At 57.4% G+C, this 16,156-nt stretch carries 19 protein-coding genes and 1 pseudogene; 9 read left to right on the forward strand and 11 right to left on the reverse strand.

The features are described from left to right. Positions 1 to 115: 115 nt before the first annotated feature. From gloB to NW804_RS00705, 4 genes are all read right to left on the reverse strand, one after another. Complete coding sequence (gene gloB / locus NW804_RS00690; protein WP_414394287.1) at positions 116 to 874, reverse strand: hydroxyacylglutathione hydrolase; 759 nt, start codon at positions 872 to 874, stop codon at positions 116 to 118. 6 nt (positions 875 to 880) lie between these two features. Then, the gene (locus tag NW804_RS00695) at positions 881 to 1,144 is read right to left on the reverse strand and encodes a DUF3143 domain-containing protein (RefSeq protein WP_414394285.1); all 264 of its coding nucleotides are present in this window, start codon (positions 1,142 to 1,144) and stop codon (positions 881 to 883) included. An 88-nt stretch (positions 1,145 to 1,232) separates the two neighbouring features. Next, positions 1,233 to 1,649, reverse strand: coding sequence for a J domain-containing protein (locus NW804_RS00700; RefSeq protein ID WP_414394284.1), 417 nt, complete (start codon positions 1,647 to 1,649; stop codon positions 1,233 to 1,235). Positions 1,650 to 1,751: 102 nt separating this feature from the next. Further along, a complete protein-coding gene (locus NW804_RS00705) occupies positions 1,752 to 1,934 on the reverse strand; it encodes a 50S ribosomal protein L32 (protein WP_414394282.1) in 183 nt (60 codons plus the stop codon). A 310-nt stretch (positions 1,935 to 2,244) separates the two neighbouring features. On the opposite strand from NW804_RS00705, the gene NW804_RS00710 reads away from it, so the two are divergent. The 7 genes from NW804_RS00710 to NW804_RS00740 all read left to right on the forward strand — a co-directional run bounded on the left by NW804_RS00710 (position 2,245) and on the right by NW804_RS00740 (position 8,208). Then, a complete protein-coding gene (locus NW804_RS00710; RefSeq protein WP_414422615.1) occupies positions 2,245 to 3,309 on the forward strand; it encodes a CsgG/HfaB family protein in 1,065 nt (354 codons plus the stop codon). Between the two features lie 167 nt (positions 3,310 to 3,476). Continuing rightward, a complete protein-coding gene (locus NW804_RS00715) occupies positions 3,477 to 4,136 on the forward strand; it encodes an SDR family oxidoreductase (RefSeq protein WP_414404808.1) in 660 nt (219 codons plus the stop codon). Positions 4,137 to 4,270: 134 nt separating this feature from the next. Next, entirely contained in the window at positions 4,271 to 6,793 is a 2,523-nt protein-coding gene (locus tag NW804_RS00720; protein ID WP_414410331.1) for a dynamin family protein, read from the forward strand. A gap of 215 nt (positions 6,794 to 7,008) precedes the next feature. Further along, the gene (locus NW804_RS00725) at positions 7,009 to 7,149 is read left to right on the forward strand and encodes a KGK domain-containing protein (protein ID WP_414422616.1); all 141 of its coding nucleotides are present in this window, start codon (positions 7,009 to 7,011) and stop codon (positions 7,147 to 7,149) included. A gap of 34 nt (positions 7,150 to 7,183) precedes the next feature. Next, positions 7,184 to 7,552 (forward strand): KGK domain-containing protein, encoded by a 369-nt coding sequence (locus tag NW804_RS00730; protein WP_414422617.1) that lies wholly within the window; start codon positions 7,184 to 7,186, stop codon positions 7,550 to 7,552. A 41-nt stretch (positions 7,553 to 7,593) separates the two neighbouring features. Further along, entirely contained in the window at positions 7,594 to 7,941 is a 348-nt protein-coding gene (locus tag NW804_RS00735) for a KGK domain-containing protein (protein WP_414422673.1), read from the forward strand. A 12-nt stretch (positions 7,942 to 7,953) separates the two neighbouring features. After that, positions 7,954 to 8,208 (forward strand): HNH endonuclease, encoded by a 255-nt coding sequence (locus NW804_RS00740; RefSeq protein WP_414404811.1) that lies wholly within the window; start codon positions 7,954 to 7,956, stop codon positions 8,206 to 8,208. 1 nt (position 8,209) lies between these two features. On the opposite strand, the gene NW804_RS00745 is transcribed toward NW804_RS00740, so the two are convergent. Further along, positions 8,210 to 9,208, reverse strand: a complete 999-nt coding sequence (locus tag NW804_RS00745; RefSeq protein ID WP_414410330.1) for a YgfZ/GcvT domain-containing protein — start codon at positions 9,206 to 9,208, stop codon at positions 8,210 to 8,212. An 81-nt stretch (positions 9,209 to 9,289) separates the two neighbouring features. On the opposite strand from NW804_RS00745, the gene NW804_RS00750 reads away from it, so the two are divergent. Then, positions 9,290 to 10,855 carry a hypothetical protein gene (locus tag NW804_RS00750; RefSeq protein WP_414410329.1) on the forward strand — a complete coding sequence of 522 codons (1,566 nt, stop codon included), beginning with the start codon at positions 9,290 to 9,292 and terminating at the stop codon, positions 10,853 to 10,855. A 30-nt stretch (positions 10,856 to 10,885) separates the two neighbouring features. Continuing rightward, the gene (locus NW804_RS00755) at positions 10,886 to 11,080 is read left to right on the forward strand and encodes a hypothetical protein (RefSeq protein ID WP_414394261.1); all 195 of its coding nucleotides are present in this window, start codon (positions 10,886 to 10,888) and stop codon (positions 11,078 to 11,080) included. Here NW804_RS00755 and NW804_RS00760 read toward each other — a convergent pair. The 6 genes and pseudogenes from NW804_RS00760 to glmU all read right to left on the reverse strand — a co-directional run. Next, positions 11,077 to 12,033: an AEC family transporter gene (locus NW804_RS00760; protein ID WP_414422618.1), complete on the reverse strand. Its 957-nt coding sequence runs from the start codon at positions 12,031 to 12,033 to the stop codon at positions 11,077 to 11,079. The genes NW804_RS00755 and NW804_RS00760 overlap by 4 nt on opposite strands. Before the next feature lie 5 nt (positions 12,034 to 12,038). Further along, positions 12,039 to 13,289 carry a 4-hydroxy-3-methylbut-2-enyl diphosphate reductase gene (locus NW804_RS00765; RefSeq protein WP_414420470.1) on the reverse strand — a complete coding sequence of 417 codons (1,251 nt, stop codon included), beginning with the start codon at positions 13,287 to 13,289 and terminating at the stop codon, positions 12,039 to 12,041. Between the two features lie 89 nt (positions 13,290 to 13,378). Further along, positions 13,379 to 13,654 (reverse strand): lipopolysaccharide assembly protein LapA domain-containing protein, encoded by a 276-nt coding sequence (locus tag NW804_RS00770; protein WP_414394255.1) that lies wholly within the window; start codon positions 13,652 to 13,654, stop codon positions 13,379 to 13,381. Positions 13,655 to 13,676: 22 nt separating this feature from the next. Next, positions 13,677 to 14,153 (reverse strand): pentapeptide repeat-containing protein, encoded by a 477-nt coding sequence (locus tag NW804_RS00775; protein ID WP_414394253.1) that lies wholly within the window; start codon positions 14,151 to 14,153, stop codon positions 13,677 to 13,679. Positions 14,154 to 14,247: 94 nt separating this feature from the next. Then, complete coding sequence (locus NW804_RS00780) at positions 14,248 to 14,745, reverse strand: PPC domain-containing DNA-binding protein (protein WP_414404953.1); 498 nt, start codon at positions 14,743 to 14,745, stop codon at positions 14,248 to 14,250. Then, positions 14,728 to 16,077 (reverse strand): annotated as a pseudogene (glmU, locus tag NW804_RS00785) (bifunctional UDP-N-acetylglucosamine diphosphorylase/glucosamine-1-phosphate N-acetyltransferase GlmU); the annotation flags it as partial. The gene NW804_RS00780 and the pseudogene glmU, both read right to left, overlap by 18 nt. Positions 16,078 to 16,156 lie beyond the last annotated feature (79 nt).

Genomic DNA, 16,156 nt, shown 5'->3' on the forward strand with positions numbered 1-16,156 from the left:
GGCGTGACGTCTCCCCTCTCCATTGAGGGGCATTCCTCTTGCAGAAAGGTAGGTGGCGCTGGCCAGTCAGAAAGGATCCCGAGCACAGCTTGGCCCCGTTCGCGTTCGGCACGCCCTAGAACTGATCCTTCATGCCTCGCAGCCGAGCAAAAACCTGCACCGGATCTAGAACTCCGGTGGCCGCTTGCAAAGCCGGCTGATCCCAGCGCAGGAAGGGGTTGGTGCGGCGCTCTTCGCCGATGGTGCTGGGCACAGTTGGGGATCCCGCCTGGCGCAGGGCCGCCACCTGCTGATAGCGCGCCTGCAGGTCAGGGTTGTCCCCGTCCACCGTCAGGGCAAATCTGAGATTGTTCAAGGTGTATTCGTGGGCACACCACACCCGCGTGGCTTCCGGCAACTGCCGTAGCTGATCCAGGGATCCCACCATCTGCTCTGGAGTGCCCTCAAAGAGTCGCCCGCATCCCCCCGCAAACAGGGTATCGCCACAGAAGAGATCCCCGCTCTCAGGGAAGTAGTAGGCGACATGTCCCCGGGTATGACCGGGCACAAACAGCACCGTCGCCTGCCGGCCCGCAAACTCCACTGTCTCTCCTGCCCTGAGCTCCACCGTCTGGCCAGGGATCCGTCCCCGATCCGCCTGGCTGCCGTAGACAGCCGCACGAGGATAGCGCTCCAAGAGCTGTCGGTTCCCCCCCACATGGTCGTGGTGGTGGTGGGTGTTGAAGATAGCTACCAACTCCGCCCCCAGCTCAGCCAGCTTATCCAGCACCGGCTCGGCCACTGCCGGATCCACCACCGCTGCCGTTGCCGTTTCGGGATCGTAGAGGAGGTAGATGTAATTGTCGCGCAGGGCAGGCAGTTGCAGAATGCGCATGGCCACTTACTCCTCGAAAATGGCCCGTTCTACATCCTTGCGGCTGAGGGAGTAGGGGAAAGACAAAGTCTTGGTGTTGCCGTTGGGGTAGGTGTAGCGCACCCAAATGCTAGTTTCTTCCAAGCGCAGGCAAGCTTTCCAGCCAGGTCGCTCGCAAAACCACTGCTCCACATCCTGGGGATCTCGAGTACAACCCTGTTCCTCCAGCCACTGTTCGATCGAGGGGAGCGAGTGATTGTACAGAGGTGTGGTTTCAGGCGGCAAAGGCATGGCGAGATGGCAAAAGCTACCCCCGCTACTCTATTCAAGCACTTTAGATGCCCAGCATTCCCTGGCCTCCCGCGGCTGGGCAGCTCAGTTAGCCCACTCTCCCCTCCCGCAGCCAAGCCAAAACGCCTGCCAATACTAGGCAGAGCACAAAAGTAGCAGCCATCAGCAGCAGGGCACAGAGCTCACCAGCAGAAAGCGGTCGGGTTTCCATGGGCAGCTCAAGGGCCTCTGCCTCCCGCGAGCCTCTTTGCTCGAGCGATCCCGCCTTGGCCCTCATTGCCTGGAGGCTTGCGTCGTAGATAGCCCGCTTGGCAGGGTTGCTGAGAACAAGGTAGGCTTCCTGCAACTCTTGGAAGCAGCGAAGCGCCACCTCCGGCGCCAGAGGAGAGGTGTCAGGGTGGTAGCGCTTGCTCAACTGCCGGTAGGCCCGCCGAATTGCTTCAGGAGAGGCTCCTGGGGACAGGCCCAGCCGCTGGTAGTAGGTCAGAGAGCTCAACGAGCGCATGCAAGTTGCTGGGCAAGACTAGGGGCAACAGAATGGCTCCTAGGAGAGCTTGACCTTAATGTAAACCACTCTTTGAGCTATGGGGATCCCCCCTGCCAGCCTCTATTCTTCTCCCTCCTCCTCTTCAGACTTGGCTTTGGGGTAGTAGAAACTGGTGTTGCGACCGCTGAGAATGGCGCGCCCAATGGTCATCGCTCGCTGGGCGTGGATCTTGGCTTTGGCTAGCCAAACAGCATACCGCCTGCGACTGCGGGCCTTGGAGGTTTTCTTCTTAGGAACAGGCATAGCTTGTACAAAAACACAGCTTTACTAGGCTACCACTGGGTTTGCACCCTCGATCCCAATCTGAACCCGGCTCAATGAAGCGGGTCAAGCTTTTTCCGCCAACTCCCCAAGGGCGAGCACCTCCGCCCAATCTTAGCTGTTGAGATCTGTCAACTCTTCTACGCAAACCTTCTCAATCCCTTTTGCCAACAGCCTTGAATCGGTATTCTGAAAACAGGCGGCCAGGCGACGTCGGCCACTGCCCGGAGACGCCTTTGGGTGCAAGCTGAGAATCAACTGCGGCCACTCTCCTCTAGGAGATCGATCAACCATGCACAGCCTCTTTTCCATCTTGCTGTTTGGGATCCCTCTGGTCAGCTTAGGTTGGACGGGGATCCCAGCGGCCGCCCAATCTGCTAGCCCCTCTCTCTGCCAGCAATTTCCTCAAGATATTCGCTGCAATTTCTCTGCTCCCAGCCAGGTTGGGCAAGCGCCGCAGCCCACCGCTCGCCCTCGCGTTGCGGTTTTGGATTTTGATTTCAGCAGCCTCAGCAATTCCTACAGCTCTCTCTATAGCCTGGGTGAGGCTGCCCGTGGGGTGAGCGATCTGCTGGTGGATCGGCTGGTGAGAGATGGCACTTTTTCCGTCATCGAGCGCTCGCGGCTAGATGCAGTCTTGGCCGAGCAGAACCTGGGTCGATCTGGGCTACTGGACGCCAACACTGCTGCTCAGGTGGGCCGCATCCTAGGAGTCGATGCCGTGATCCTCGGCAGTGTAACCCAGTTTGATGTAGCAGTGCGTCGTTCTGGAGGGGGGGCACCGGTTCTAACCCCTTTTGGCAACTTTCCGCTAGCAGTGGGGGTTGAGTCGGTGGACGTCGATGCCAACGTGCAGCTCAACGCCCGCCTGGTGAGCACCAGCACTGCCGAGATCTTAGCCGTGGTTGAGGGCAAAGGCAACGCTAGCCAGTCGGATAGCACGGTTGCAGTGGCCGGCTTTGGCGGCGGATCTGCTACCAGCAATGAAGAGAAGCTGCTGGTTTTAGCAAGCCAACAGGCGGTGGAGCAAATTGCCCAGCAGCTGGCCGGCTTTGCCGAACGCTTAGCGGCCCAGCCCCGCTCTTTGCCAACGGTTGATGCCCTAGTGGCCGATGTCTACGGCAACCAGGTGATTTTGAACAAGGGCAGCCGCGACGGCTACCGCGTGGGATTGATCCTTTCTGTGGAGCGGGTTGTCCGCGAGGTTAAGGATCCGGCCACAGGAGCAGTCTTGCGTAAATTGACCGAGCCAGCCGGGCAGATTCAACTGACAGAGGTGGACACAAGCTCCAGCGTTGGCCGCATCCTCAGCGGCTCGGGCTTTAGGGTTGGGGATGTAGCCAAGCCCCTGCGGTGAAACTGCAAAACAAGTTGCCTTCAAAGTTTTCAGCACTTTTTCATGCCAGGCCTGAGGCTTAACTGCTTCTGTCATCCCGGTCTAGGCAAATTTTGAGAAGATAGTTAGCAAGGCTAGCCCAGAAGTTGGGCAGCTACGGGCAATCAGAGCAGCTTGGCAGGGAAAGGATGAAAGCTTTTGTTGCAGGGGCTACGGGAGAAACGGGGCGGCGTATTGTCAAAGAGCTAGTGGATCGCGGCATCCCGGTACGGGCGTTGGTGCGCAGCCGCGAGTTGGCCGCTCAGGTTCTGCCCCCCAAAGCGGAAGTGGTGGTGGGAGACGTGCTGGATCCGACCACGCTGGAGGCTGGTATGGAGGGATGCACGGTGGTGCTCTGTGCTACGGGAGCCAGGCCCAGTTGGGATCCCTTGCAGCCCTACCGAGTGGACTATGTGGGCACCAAAAACTTAGTGGATGTAGCCAAAGCCAAAGGGATCCAGCACTTTGTTTTAATTTCCTCCCTGTGTGTTTCTCGGCTGTTCCACCCCCTCAATTTGTTTTGGCTAATTTTGGTGTGGAAAAAGCAAGCCGAAGAGTACTTGCAAAAAAGCGGCCTCACCTACACCATCATTCGGCCAGGGGGCCTGAAGAACCAAGACAACGAGGATGGCATTGTCCTCTCTCCACCAGACACTCTATTTGAGGGCAGCATTCCTCGCACCAAAGTAGCCCAAGTGGCTGTTGAAAGCTTATTTCAGCCGGCGGCGAAAGACCGCATCTTCGAGATCATCGCTAAGCCTGGTGTTCCCAGGCGGGAGTGGAGTGAGCTTTTTGCCGTAGCAGGCTAGGTCCCGCACTGCAAGAACGCCTCCGTCAGCCGTCGAGCGTGGGGTGAGTGTCTCACCGGAAAAAAGTAGCGTGAAAGCCTTCACCTCAAGGCCTAGCGGGTTATAATCTTCCCAGCTTTTCGGAGGTTCCCGCTATGACCATGCAGCTCCCACCCCAGTGTGAGAACTTAAGAGAACAAGTTGAAGCCATTCTCAACCTCTGGCAGCAGGATCCCACGCTTTCAAGTAAGCAAGACACAAAGCGGGTTCAGGCTTCACTGAGCAAAGCAATTTCTCCAACCTTTGAGATTGTGTTTGCTGGTGCCTTCAGTGCTGGCAAATCGATGTTAATCAATGCCTTACTGGAAAGGGAGCTTCTCTACAGCGCTGAAGGACACGCCACAGGAACCGAGTGCTACATCTCCTATGCAGAACCTGATGCCGAAAGAGTAGTGCTGACCTTCCTCAGCGAGCAGCAGGTGCAGGAACAAATGGCTGCTTTTTGCGGTCGCCTAGGCTTAGCGCTCCCTAGTGGCAACGGCTTAGAGGAGGCTACACTCAGTCGCCTCAAGGAGCAAGCTGAGGCCATTGTTCAACAAGAAGGTGGCAAGAGCAAGTCAGAGCGGGCAAAGCAGGCAGATGCGCTGCGCTTGTTGATTGAAGGTTTTCAGCAAAACCGTGTCAGGATCTACCCAACTGAAAACGGAGTATTCTCTATGGAGCAGCTTAACTTAGGCAACCTAAAAGAAGCTGCAAGTTTTGCCCGTCGAGGTGCCAACAGTGCGGTTTTGCGGAAGATCGAGTACTACTGTCATCATCCTCTACTAAAGGACGGAAATGTTATCGTCGATACTCCTGGTATTGATGCACCAGTTAGAGCAGACGCTGAACGTACATATCAAAAAATTGCTCACCCGGATACTTCCGCAGTTGTCTGTGTCCTCAAATGCGCCTCAACTGGCGAGCTAACTAAGGAGGAAACAGAACTTATTGAGCGCATCCAGAGTAATAGCAGCATTCGAGACCGAGTTTTTTATGTGTTTAACCGCATTGATGAAACCTGGTACAACCCGCAGCTAAGGCAGCGACTAGAAATCATTATTGATCAGCAATTCCGTGGAGCCCGTATATTCAAGACAAGTGCCCTGCTTGGCTTCTACTGCTCACAGATCAAGGGAACCAGCCGAGGGAACAGATTTGGCTTAGACACGATCTTCTCAGAAAGTATAAGGGAACTGGGCAGTAAGGAACAGACTCCTCAGTTTGTCATGGAGTTTGTCAAGTACTGTAGCTCGGGAAGACTGATTGGCACTCCCTTTCGCCCTCTAGTGCATGGCTACGAAACGCCTATAGATAACTATGTCCGAATCCTCAGCGAGTGGGGCATGCCTTTGGTTGATTACATGATCGAGGATAGCGGCATAGAAGAGTTTCGTAGTGGGATTACTCGTTATCTAACAGAAGAAAAGCGTCCGCAGTTGTTTCTAGACCTTGCTAATGACTTGCGGCCCCTTTGTGTTGAGCTTAGAAAGTCTTATCTTGATCTCTACAGGGAATTAGACAGTCAGCCTAGGGAAGTCAGTGGCATGATTGAGTATGAGCTAACGCTTATCAACCAGCAGCTAAACAAGATAGGAAAAGACTTTTATGACCACATTGAAACTATGGTTAACGAAATTATTAACGGCATGGATAAAGACTTTGAATCTGATTTTCGCAAGTTGCAAGCCAAGATGGTGCGTAGGCTGGATGAACTTCTAGACACCTTCTCCGTGGATGGCACCTATAGCCAAGCTGTTCGTATTCATCAGCGTAACTCCACAGCCCCATTTCTAGCTGTCTTGGTTGAGGCCTTCTACTATCTCTCGAACCACCTAGAGGATATACTAGTTGAATCCGCCATTACAGTTGTGGAGAACTCTTTCCGCCGGCTTATCGATCGAGTGCGTAGCTCAGATTACTACAAGCAGCTACTCCGTCTGCTCGGGTATGATGGGGAAATAGAGAAGAAGCTCCTAGAGGTTAAGGACAAAGTTTGCACCTCCCTGGTCAGCGGTGCTCGAAAAGAGTGTGACCGGTACTTGAGAGAGAGTCCTCGCTTCTATGATGAGGGTACTTTCTCGATTTACCAGTTTCGCGAAGTTTTGAAGCAAACTGCCCAATCCTACGACATTTCTGCTATTCGAGACGCTGAGCCTGGGATCCGGCAGTTACTCAAGCTTGACTTTGAGCCAAAAGTTGGCCAGACAATACGCTCTAACTTCCGTCAGGAAACCAACAACACTCTCAAGACTCAGCTGTTGCCGGTTGCTAGGCAGATAGCTGATGAGATTTTGCAAAAGTACCCTGAGGCGAAGCAGTTTATGGAGGCAACTTTGAGAAAAGAGGCCGAAGAAAAAATTGCCCTTAACCAGCAGCGTCTGCAAGAATTGGAGGCAAACATAGACAAATACAACCGAGCTGCCTCTGGGATTAACCTCTGCATGCAAGCTTTGGGCCTCAATCGTGAGATGCTGCCCTTGATTCTTCTCCCTGATTCCTCTGCCACTGTAGAGTCGACTGAGATTTCGGAAAGCTCAAGCGAGAGAAACACAGATCAAGTGTCTGCTCCTGCAAGCACTGCATCTTCAGCGGAGAGCTTTGCAGAGTTAGATGGTATCCTTGACGATCTAACTTGATGACCTGAGATAGAGAGGCCTGTTTTTGGATCCCCGGCTGGAAGTATGGGGTTTAGGTCGATACCTTTAGGTCAGTACCCAAAAGGGATTGTCTCCAGGCGAGAAACTTTTAGGGTTGCTGGCTTGGTGGGAGCGGCCCAAGAAGCCCTAACCAAAAAAGAAGAGCTAAGCTGGAAGAAGCTGACTGGTTTGGTGAAGGGATTAATTGTCATCTCTTGCTGCCAGGCAGTAAGGGTTGGCAAGCCGGTAGAGTAAGGCTGCGGCTAGCTGTGGAGGTAGACTTTGAGCCGGATGATGGAGGCTCAGAGAGCCAGGGTGGATCCCCTCTGGATGACCTGCGGGAAAGTGAGGGGTAGCCCAGACTAGCAAGACGCAGGGGAGGTTAGGCAAGTGTTAAGTAATGATCAGCCTCAGGAGCGCTTTGTTGAGCTAGATACTTCCCAAAATACTGTCATCGACATAGGAGAACGACTGATCTACTTGCAGGAGTTTGCTCGAATATGCTCGGACGTTGCTCGCAATAGCTTCATACCCAGCTTATATAACAAACTTAGCGACAGAGGAATCTCAGTTCCACAGGTTAACTTGAGCGAAATAATTAACGCTGAAGGAACTCGTGCCATACTTTTGCGCTCCGGCTCACCGTGGACTCGCGGCAGAGTTAGGCTAAGGCTGGTGGTTGAGTTTGAGTCGGAACAGCCAGAATTGGGAACTGGTGGATCCCCTTTGGATGACATTCGGGGAGACGTAGACTCCTAAAATGAACTAGTTGGAGTGGAGTTTCTACCATGGCTGAGCCAATGCTTCTCAAATCTACCGATACGCAAACTGTGGTTCAAGTCGGCAAGCAAGTTTATCTCCCGAGTACTCTACATGAAGCAATTGTATCTTTTCTTGTCTCCTACAGAGATGCAATAAACAGGCACCTTGATTCTAAGAAGATTAGTACCGATATAATGAGCTTAATAAGAGGAACTAACTCTCGAATAATGCAACCTGGTCGAGCATGGATTTCTGGACAAGTATCGATCAAAATTTGTCTAGAGTTTGTTCCTGGAGATCAAACTTCGGCTTCCGAAACCTTAGATCATGATCGCCTTCCCATTGACGCCGCCACCTCTCCACTAGACGACTTGCGAGCTACTTAGATTTGACCCGCTATGAGGGAAACGAAAAGGAACCAGCGCATCCTCATCCCGCCAGCTGTGCGGGAGTACGTCTTCCAAAGGGATGGCTTCCGCTGTCGCAGTTGCGGCAAGTCGCCTCCAGAGGTGCAGCTTCAGGTCGATCACATCATTCCCCTTGCCCAGGGCGGCAGCAACGACATCAGCAACTTGCAAACGCTGTGCAAACTCTGTAATCAGCGCAAAAAGGACAGGTGGGATCCCCGCTTTCGCCGCCATTTCGATCTCTAGCTCAAACAACGGGAGGAAAGCTTAAAAAGGGCGGGCGGGTGAGGAGGCCGGTTGTTGAACCAACCTCCACCTCCCATCCTTCGGCGGGCGCGAATTTGGTGCGCACATAGCCCAAGCCCCAGTAGCCTTGGGAGGTGGAGCCAGCGCTGGTTAGCACACCGATCTTTTCCCCTTGGCGCACAATCTCGGCACCAGGCTGGGCCTCGCCCTGGAGGCGGATCCCCCAGAGGGTTTGGCGAATGCGCCTATAGGTTACCTGCTTGGCCAAGACTTCCTGGCCAATGTAGCACCCCTTGGAGAGGGAAACGGCGTGCCATAGGCCGGCTTCCAGAGGGTTGTAGTCGGGGGTCAGCTCGTGGTCAGCAGCAGGGCGACCGGCCTCCAGGCGCAGGGCTTCCCAAAGTTCGGCTGAGGCCAGCTCCGCTCCAGCTTGCTGCAGGCAGCTAGCAAGGGCGGCTTTGTGTTCGCTGGCCCCCCAGAGGGTAAATCCCGGCTGGGCAAGGCCGCTGCCACAAGCCAAATGGACAGGGATCCCTTGAATCTCCACCTGGCGGTGCTCGTATAGCTTTGTCGGGATCCCTTCTGAGGTCACCACCTTCTCGAGGAGGCGCTGGCTCTGCGGGCCAATTAACCCAAAGGCAAAAGTCTGGTCGGTTGCATCAGCTATTTGGGCCCCGCGCACGAAGGGCAACAGGCGTCCCAAGCTCTGCAGTAAGAGGCGACGTCGCTGCGGCGAAGTCCAAATCCAGCAGGCCTCCTCTTCCACGTAGACCGTCGCCAGGTCTATGATCCCTGCTGTGGGGGTAACAAACACGGTATCTGCCCCCTGGCCAGGTTTAAGAGCCTTGAGATCCTGAGTGCTCTGGCTGTGCAAGTAATCCAGGGCGGCGGATCCCTGTATCCGCAAGCGGCCCCACCCAGAGCGATCCAAAAGCAGGGATCCCGCCTGGGCGGCTCCAAGCAGGGACGAGGGCGTGGGAACCTCAGAAACACCCGACATCGCTCACCCCAGAGGTGTCGTTTGGTTTTCTTCCCTACCTTAGAATAGGCTAGTTCACCTGAGCGTCTGTGGCGGATCCCTGTGATCGAGGTTGAAGTCCACCAACAGTTGCGCCAGCTCTTGCGGCAGCTTCCCGATGCCGGGTGGCCCCATCAGTTGACGATGGCCCGCATGGTGGCCCGGGGATTGCGGCTGGGGCGCAGCACCTTGATCCAGGTGCCGAGCGGGGGTCAGCACCGCCTCAGCTATCTGCTGCCGGCTTTGATGTGGCCCCATGGTACCTTGCTGTGTGCCCCGGTGCCTGTGCAGGCGCAAATTCTGGGGGAGGAGATCCCCTGGCTGCAGCAGACTTTGCAGTTGCACAAACCGGTTTTGCAAAAGGATCGCTGGCCAGATGCCGACTTTCAGGGGCTGCTGTTGGTCGATCCCCTGGATTGGCTGCAGGCGCGCTTGAGGGGAGCAGAGATGCCAACCGGGATCCCGTTGATCTTGGACGGCGCCGAAGACCTGGAGGAGTGGGCCTACCAAGCGCTGACCCTAACCATCGAAGCCAACCACTGGCAGCAACTGCGGCAGATCTTTCCTGCTGAGGCTGAGCGAATCTCCCAGGCCCAGGTTCAGTTGGCTCTACAGCTTTTGCGACGGCCCCTTTCCCGCTGCTTAGTTCAGGCAGACGAACAGGTTCACCTGGAAGTAGCGCTGTCCCTGGTGGCCGGCTACCGCGGCTGGCTGCCGGATCCTTGGGATCAGCTCCGCCGGCGGCTTGGGGCCGAAGGGGATCCCGCTTCCCGCTGGGTCTGGTGGGCGGAAACCAATCGCGAGACCGGCCGCCTCACGCTTTACCACAGCCCGGTGGCTTTGCACGAATGGCTAGCGCCCATCTGGGCTACCCAACCCGTGGTAATTATCGGCGAGGCGCTGGATTTGGATCGGCAGGCAGAAAGCTATCGCTGGCGCTTAGGCTTACCGGATTTGACGCCCCTACGCTTTAGCTCAGGCGAAGAATGGATCCGCTCCGGGGGGGAGCCCCTGCCCAGTTTGGCTCTCTATTTGCCGTGGCTGCCCTTGCCCAACAGTCCTCTGTTCCGGGAACACTTGCTGCAGGAGCTAAAGAGCCTGATTGCAAAGGCGCAGGGCTTTGTGGTGGTGCTGGTTTCGGATCAACCCCTCCAGGTGCAGGTCGGAGCTGCTTTGGCCGCTGAGTTTGGCTCGCGGGTACGGGTGAATAGCCCCTTTCGAGGAGAAAAGGGCATCTTGGTCTGCGACTGGTCCTACTGGCTGCAGCACAAGGCTAGCCTACCTTGCCCGGAGCTGCTGGCCATTGCCACCCTGCCGTTTCCCTCGATGGAAGATCCCAGGGTGGCCGCGCGAGTGCAGTATCTGCAGCGCAGTCGGCAGGACTGGTTTCGCCAATACCTTTTGCCGGTGGCAGCCAGTCAACTGCAGCGAGCCGTCGCTCCCTTGCGGCAGGGATCCGAAGTAGCTGAGGCTACTGGCTTGCCCCAACGCTGGGTGGCGATTCTGGATAGCCGCATCATTGCCCGCAGCTACGGCGTTGCCCTTCTCAATGCCTTGGGGCCAACTCTGCGCATCCAGCAGCCCAGCCAATTGTTTAACCAAAGCCAAGCCGGATCTGGGCTATCCTAGGATTAGCGCTAACCTTGTTTGGCGGGGATCATGACCAGTCCTGCTCTCAGCCCCAATCCAGCACCGCACCTGCAAGCAGTTTGGAAGTCGTTGCGGCAGGCCATCGTGGAAAGCTCAGGCTTCCAGGGATGGCTGGAGGGGCAGGAGTTGCCCAAGGAGGAGGCTGAGTTGGATCGCCTAGTGCATCGTTACCTGGAGCAGGCTCTGTCTCACTTGGCCTACTAGGATCCCCACAGCAGCAACCAGAACGGCAAAGTCAGCAAGGCTGCCACGTAGCCTACGGCTAGGGCTGTTGCCGTTAGCTCGCGATCCAAGTCGTATTCTTCCGCAAGCACCAGGGTGGCAACGGCAGGGGGCATACCCGTCTGCAAGACCAGCACCAGCTTGGCCAAAGGAGGATAGGGAGTCAAGGCTAACCCCAAGCCCACCAAAAGGGGAACGGCAACAAGTTTGATGAAGAGGGCCACGGCGGCGGGGCGAAGGGATCCCCAGTGCGGCACCTGGGCTAGCCGTATGCCCAAAAGGATTAAGCTCAGGGGAATCGTGCTCCAGGCAAAGGCAGTGAGCCCTTGGGCTAGCCATTCTGGCAGAGGGTGGCGAGCCATTGCCAGGCCGACAAAGAAAGACCAGAGAGTGGGACTGCTTAGGACGCGGAGCGTGGCTTGCCAGGGAGGGGTGAAGGAAGCGCTGTAGCGGCTGGCAACCCAGACTCCCAGACCGTAGGCAGTAAAGAGGGTGCCCAACAGGTCGTAAAACAAAGCCCAGCCAAAGTAGGCGCTCCCGCCCACTGCCAAGCAGATGGGGTAGCCCAAATAACCCGTATTTCCCAGGGTGGCTGTTAGGTAAAAGCTGCCTTGCCGGGCTCTGCTCCAAAGCCAGGGATCCCACTCTTTCTTCCCCTGCCAGGTGTGGTGCTGCCACTGCAGCCAGGCACTGGCCAGGGCATACCCTAGCCCTGTGGCCAGCCAGCAGACCAAAGGGGCCGCCCAGAGCTGGCCAGAGAGGTCCGCCGTCTGCATAAACCCAAGGGTGCCCAGGGGAACCCCCACCCAAAACATGAAGCGGCCCAGCGCTTGGGGATTTAGCCAATGGCGCCAGGGGAGCCCTTTCTGAAGGGCAAACCCCAGCAGCGTCCAGCCTAGCAGGGGGAGGTAGACCTGAAAAAGAGTGGTGAGCACGCCTTCTAGAAGCCAAGGGGAAGGGATCCCTGCGGAGGGGTCTGCGGCTGTTCGCGCAGGGCAAAGATGCGCAGGATCACCTCCTCCACAACGCGGTCGGGGGTAGAGGCACCGGAGGTAATACCAATCTGCACTGGCCCGTCGGGCAGCCACCCTTCTGTAACGATTGGGTCTTGGTGGAGGGGCTTGTGGCGGATGCGGTTGGGCGGTTGGATGCAGTCGGGGCCGTCAATGTGATAAGAGGGCAGCCCTTTCGAGAGGGCAATTTCCTGCAGGTGGGTCGTATTGGAGGAATTGAACCCGCCAATAACCACCACGACATCCAAAGGCCGCTCCAGCAGCTCAAACATGGCGTCCTGCCGCTCTTGGGTGGCGTTGCAGATGGTGTTGAAGCTCATGAAGTGCTTGTCCAGCTCCTGGGGGCCATACTTGCGCAGCATCGTGATCTCAAACAGCTTGGCTATGGCACGGGTTTCCTCCTCGAGCATCGTCGTCTGGTTGGCGATGCCAATCCGCTCCAGATCCCGATCCGGATCAAAGTTGGGGGAGGTAGCCTTGCCAAAGCGCCGCCGAAATTCTTCTGGGTCCCCGCCTTCTAAGATGTAGCGGGCAACCCATTCGGCTTCTTCTAGGTTCAGCACCACCAGATATTTTTCGGCAAAGGAGCTGGTGGCCACGGTCTCTTCGTGGTCGTACTTGCCGTGGATGATGGAGGTAAACTGGGCAGCCCGGTGCTTGTCCACCTGGTTCCAAACGCGAGACACCCAAGGACAGGTGGTATCGACAATCTCGTTGCCCTGGGAGCGGAAAAACTCCATTTCCGAGACACTTGCCCCAAAGGCGGGCCAAATGACCACATCTTCCGGCCGGATTTGGGAAAAGTCTTTCTTGCCGTCTGGGCCTTTCTCCACGAAGCGGATCCCCATCTCCTGCAAGTGCCGGTTGACCAGGGGGTTGTGGATGATCTCGTTGGTGATCCAGATTTGGCGATCGGGAAAGCGGTGCCGAGCTTCGTAGGCATACTCTAGCGCCCGCTCCACTCCCCAGCAAAAGCCAAACGCTTTGGCTAGATGGATGGTGATATCCCCCCGCTGATAGCGGTAAGACTGGGCGCGAATCTGCTCCACTAGGCGGCTTTTGTAAGTAGTCTGCAGCTCTCGTTGGGCCTGATCCTTGTACTCTTCGAATCCTTTAGCAAAGTAGGTGCTGGAGCTGCGCAGGGCTTTGCGCAGGGCGCGCGGATCTGAATGAGGCATGGCTGTCACCTCGGCTAGGCACTGCTGAGAACACTCTCTCAGCTTACGTCCTCTCTTGGAGGTGCGGGCCATTCCAGCAGCGGGACGCCCTAGGCAGGCGGCTGCTCCTGCGTTTCCAGTTGCTGCAGCCGTTCCTGCAACTGGCGGGCGACAAGGGAAAAACTGCGTTCAGGCCAGAGAAAAGAGCCCAGCCCCACGGTCAGCAGGCCTAGGCCAATGGCGGCGGCGATGAGCAATCCCAAGGGCAGCTCCACCGAGCGCCACAGCAGAAACTGCACTGTCCGCAAGGTCGGGTTTTGGCCAGCTAGGACTGCCACTCCCAAAGCCAGCAGCAGAGTCAAGAGCAGGTTAAATAGCAAAAACATAGGAAAGCCGCTTGCACCGGTTCTATTCTGCCTTGTTTGCCGAGGGAGCAGACCAGGGCTGTACTGTGCCATCGGGTAGGATGGCTCCGCTCAGGTCAGCGCCAATCAGCACCGCTCCCCCCAACTTGGCTGCGCTCAGGTCAGATCCCTGCAGTTGGGCGCGGGTTAGCTTGGCCTCCCAGAGGTAGGCTCCATGGAGATTGGCCTCCCGCAGGTCGGCAAAGCTAAGGTCAGCGCCGATCAAGTTGGCTTCCCAGAGGTTGGCGCCGCGCAGGTTTGCCCCTATGAGGTTGGCGGAGCTGAGATCGGCTCCCCGCAAATCGGCTTCCTGCAAGTTAATTCCACTCAGCTTGCCAAAGGAGAGGTTGGCCCCTCTCAGGTTTGCCCCCTGCAGCATGGCGCGCACCAAGTCTACGCCCACCAGGTTGGATTCTTGAAAGTTGCGCTCGCCAGCAGCGTAGCTTGCCAGTAGCTCCTCGGCAGTGCTCACTCGGGGCATAGGGAATACCCCCCTTCTCAGCTTGTGCCAGCAACCCCTAGGGCTAGTCAGGGTGGTCCTGACCTAAGGCTATGTTAGCCAATATACTCGCTGCTTAGGTGTCTTCCGCTGCCTGGAGCGGCTGCTTGGCCACCTTTTCGATGTGCAGCTCCAAGTAGCCGGTGGCTGGATCCAGTTGGCGGGAGAAGCGATACTCCAGGCTGTCGGCGAGGACAATTTCGGCGGTGGTGTAGATGAGGCAGCCAGGGCGCAGGTGCCCTCCCCAAGTTCGGCCCTGGGCATTGGCAACGGCAAGGTGAAGATGGACGCCGTCCGGGCAGAGGGATCCGCTCAGGGACAGGATCTCCAGGGGCTCGGCCAGCAGGCAATCCTCGGTTTGGTCGGCCAGGCGCAGGGTGGCTTGGCGGAGGCTGCCAACGGCGCTGAGAACAAAGCCTGCCTGCAGGGGTTGTTGGCGGGCAAAGCGCTCCAGCTCCTGCTTCAGGTCTTGTCCGGGCAAGAGGCGCAAGGGGTAGATGCGCAGGGATCCTGGGGGTAGAGGCTGGGGGCGGCTAGCAGCGGAGATCCCTGGTCGCCAGCCCGGCTTGACCACCGGGTAAGCGCGGGCGATCACCAGGCAGTCGTCGGGCACAGGGTAGCGGGCAGGGATGGTGGAACCGGCGGCGATGGTGACATCGGATCCTATCTTGAGGGGAGCCACCAGTACCGAGTTGGCCCCTGTCTTGCTGCGATCGCCGATTTCCGTGAAGTGCTTCTGCTGGCCGTCGTAGTTGGCAATAACCGTGCCGGCGCCGATGTTGACCTGGGATCCCAGCTTGGCGTCGCCTAGATACGCCAGGTGGGCGGCATTGGTGTGGGATCCAATCTGGGTGTTTTTGACTTCCACAAAGTTGCCGATGCGGCAGCCGTCGCCAATGCAGCTGTTGGGGCGGATGTGGGCGTAGGGCCCTACCCAGACGTGGTTGCCGATCTGGCTGTGGCTGACCACCGAGTAGAGGATGTGGCAATCGGAGCCGATGGTGCTGGACTCAATCCAACTGCCCGGCCCCAGACGGGTGCGCGGCCCAATGCGGCACGGCCCTCGCAGATGGGTTTGGGGCTCGATCACCACATCGGGGGCCAATTCCACCGTCTCTTCCAGGCTGACGCTGTCGGGATCCACGAAAGTTACCCCCGCCTCCATCCAGGCCTCTTTGAGGCGCTCTTGAAGAATCTGGTGGGCCTGGGCCAACTGGCGGCGGTCGTTGATGCCGACGATTTCCCGCGGATCCTCAGCGTCCAGGGCGATGGCTTTCTCCAGCAGTTTCACTGCGTCGGTGAGATAGTACTCCTGCTGGGCGTTGTTCCGCCCTAAACTCGGCAGCACCCGTGCCAGGGCCGGCCAATGGAAACAGTAGACGCCACTGTTGACGCGGCGATTTTGCCGCTGGGCCGGGGTGCAGTCGCGCTCTTCCACCAGCTCCAGGATTCGCTGCTGGGCGTCGCAAAACACCCGCCCATAGCCATAGGGATCCGCCACCTGAGCCGAGAGCAACGTCACATCCGGCTGGACTTGGCGGTGGCGTTCTAGCAGGGCCTGCAGGGTTTCCACCCGCAACAGAGGCACATCCCCGTTGACCACCAGCAGATCCCCCTGAAAGTCGCCTAGAACAGGCAAAAGCTGCTGCACCGCATGTCCGGTGCCCAACTGCTGGGCCTGCTCTACAAACTCGACGGGATACTCTCGCAGAGTCTGTCGCACCTGCTCCTGTTGGTAGCCCACGATCACCAGACAGCGCTGGGGCTCCAGAGCCAGCACTGTGCGCAGCAGCCGCTCGATCAAAGACAAGGATCCCAGCTTGTGCAGCACCTTGGGCAATTGCGACCGCATGCGGGTGCCCTTGCCCGCTGCCAGGATCGCCACCGCTAGCTCCCGCTCCGCCATTTTTTGCTTTCCATCTGCCCCCATCAAGTATAGGCGGAAGGCGCTTGGAGCTTGGGTTCTCTCTCCCTCTGCCAAGGAC

It is taken from the genome of Synechococcus sp. WC10meta (assembly GCF_047461475.1).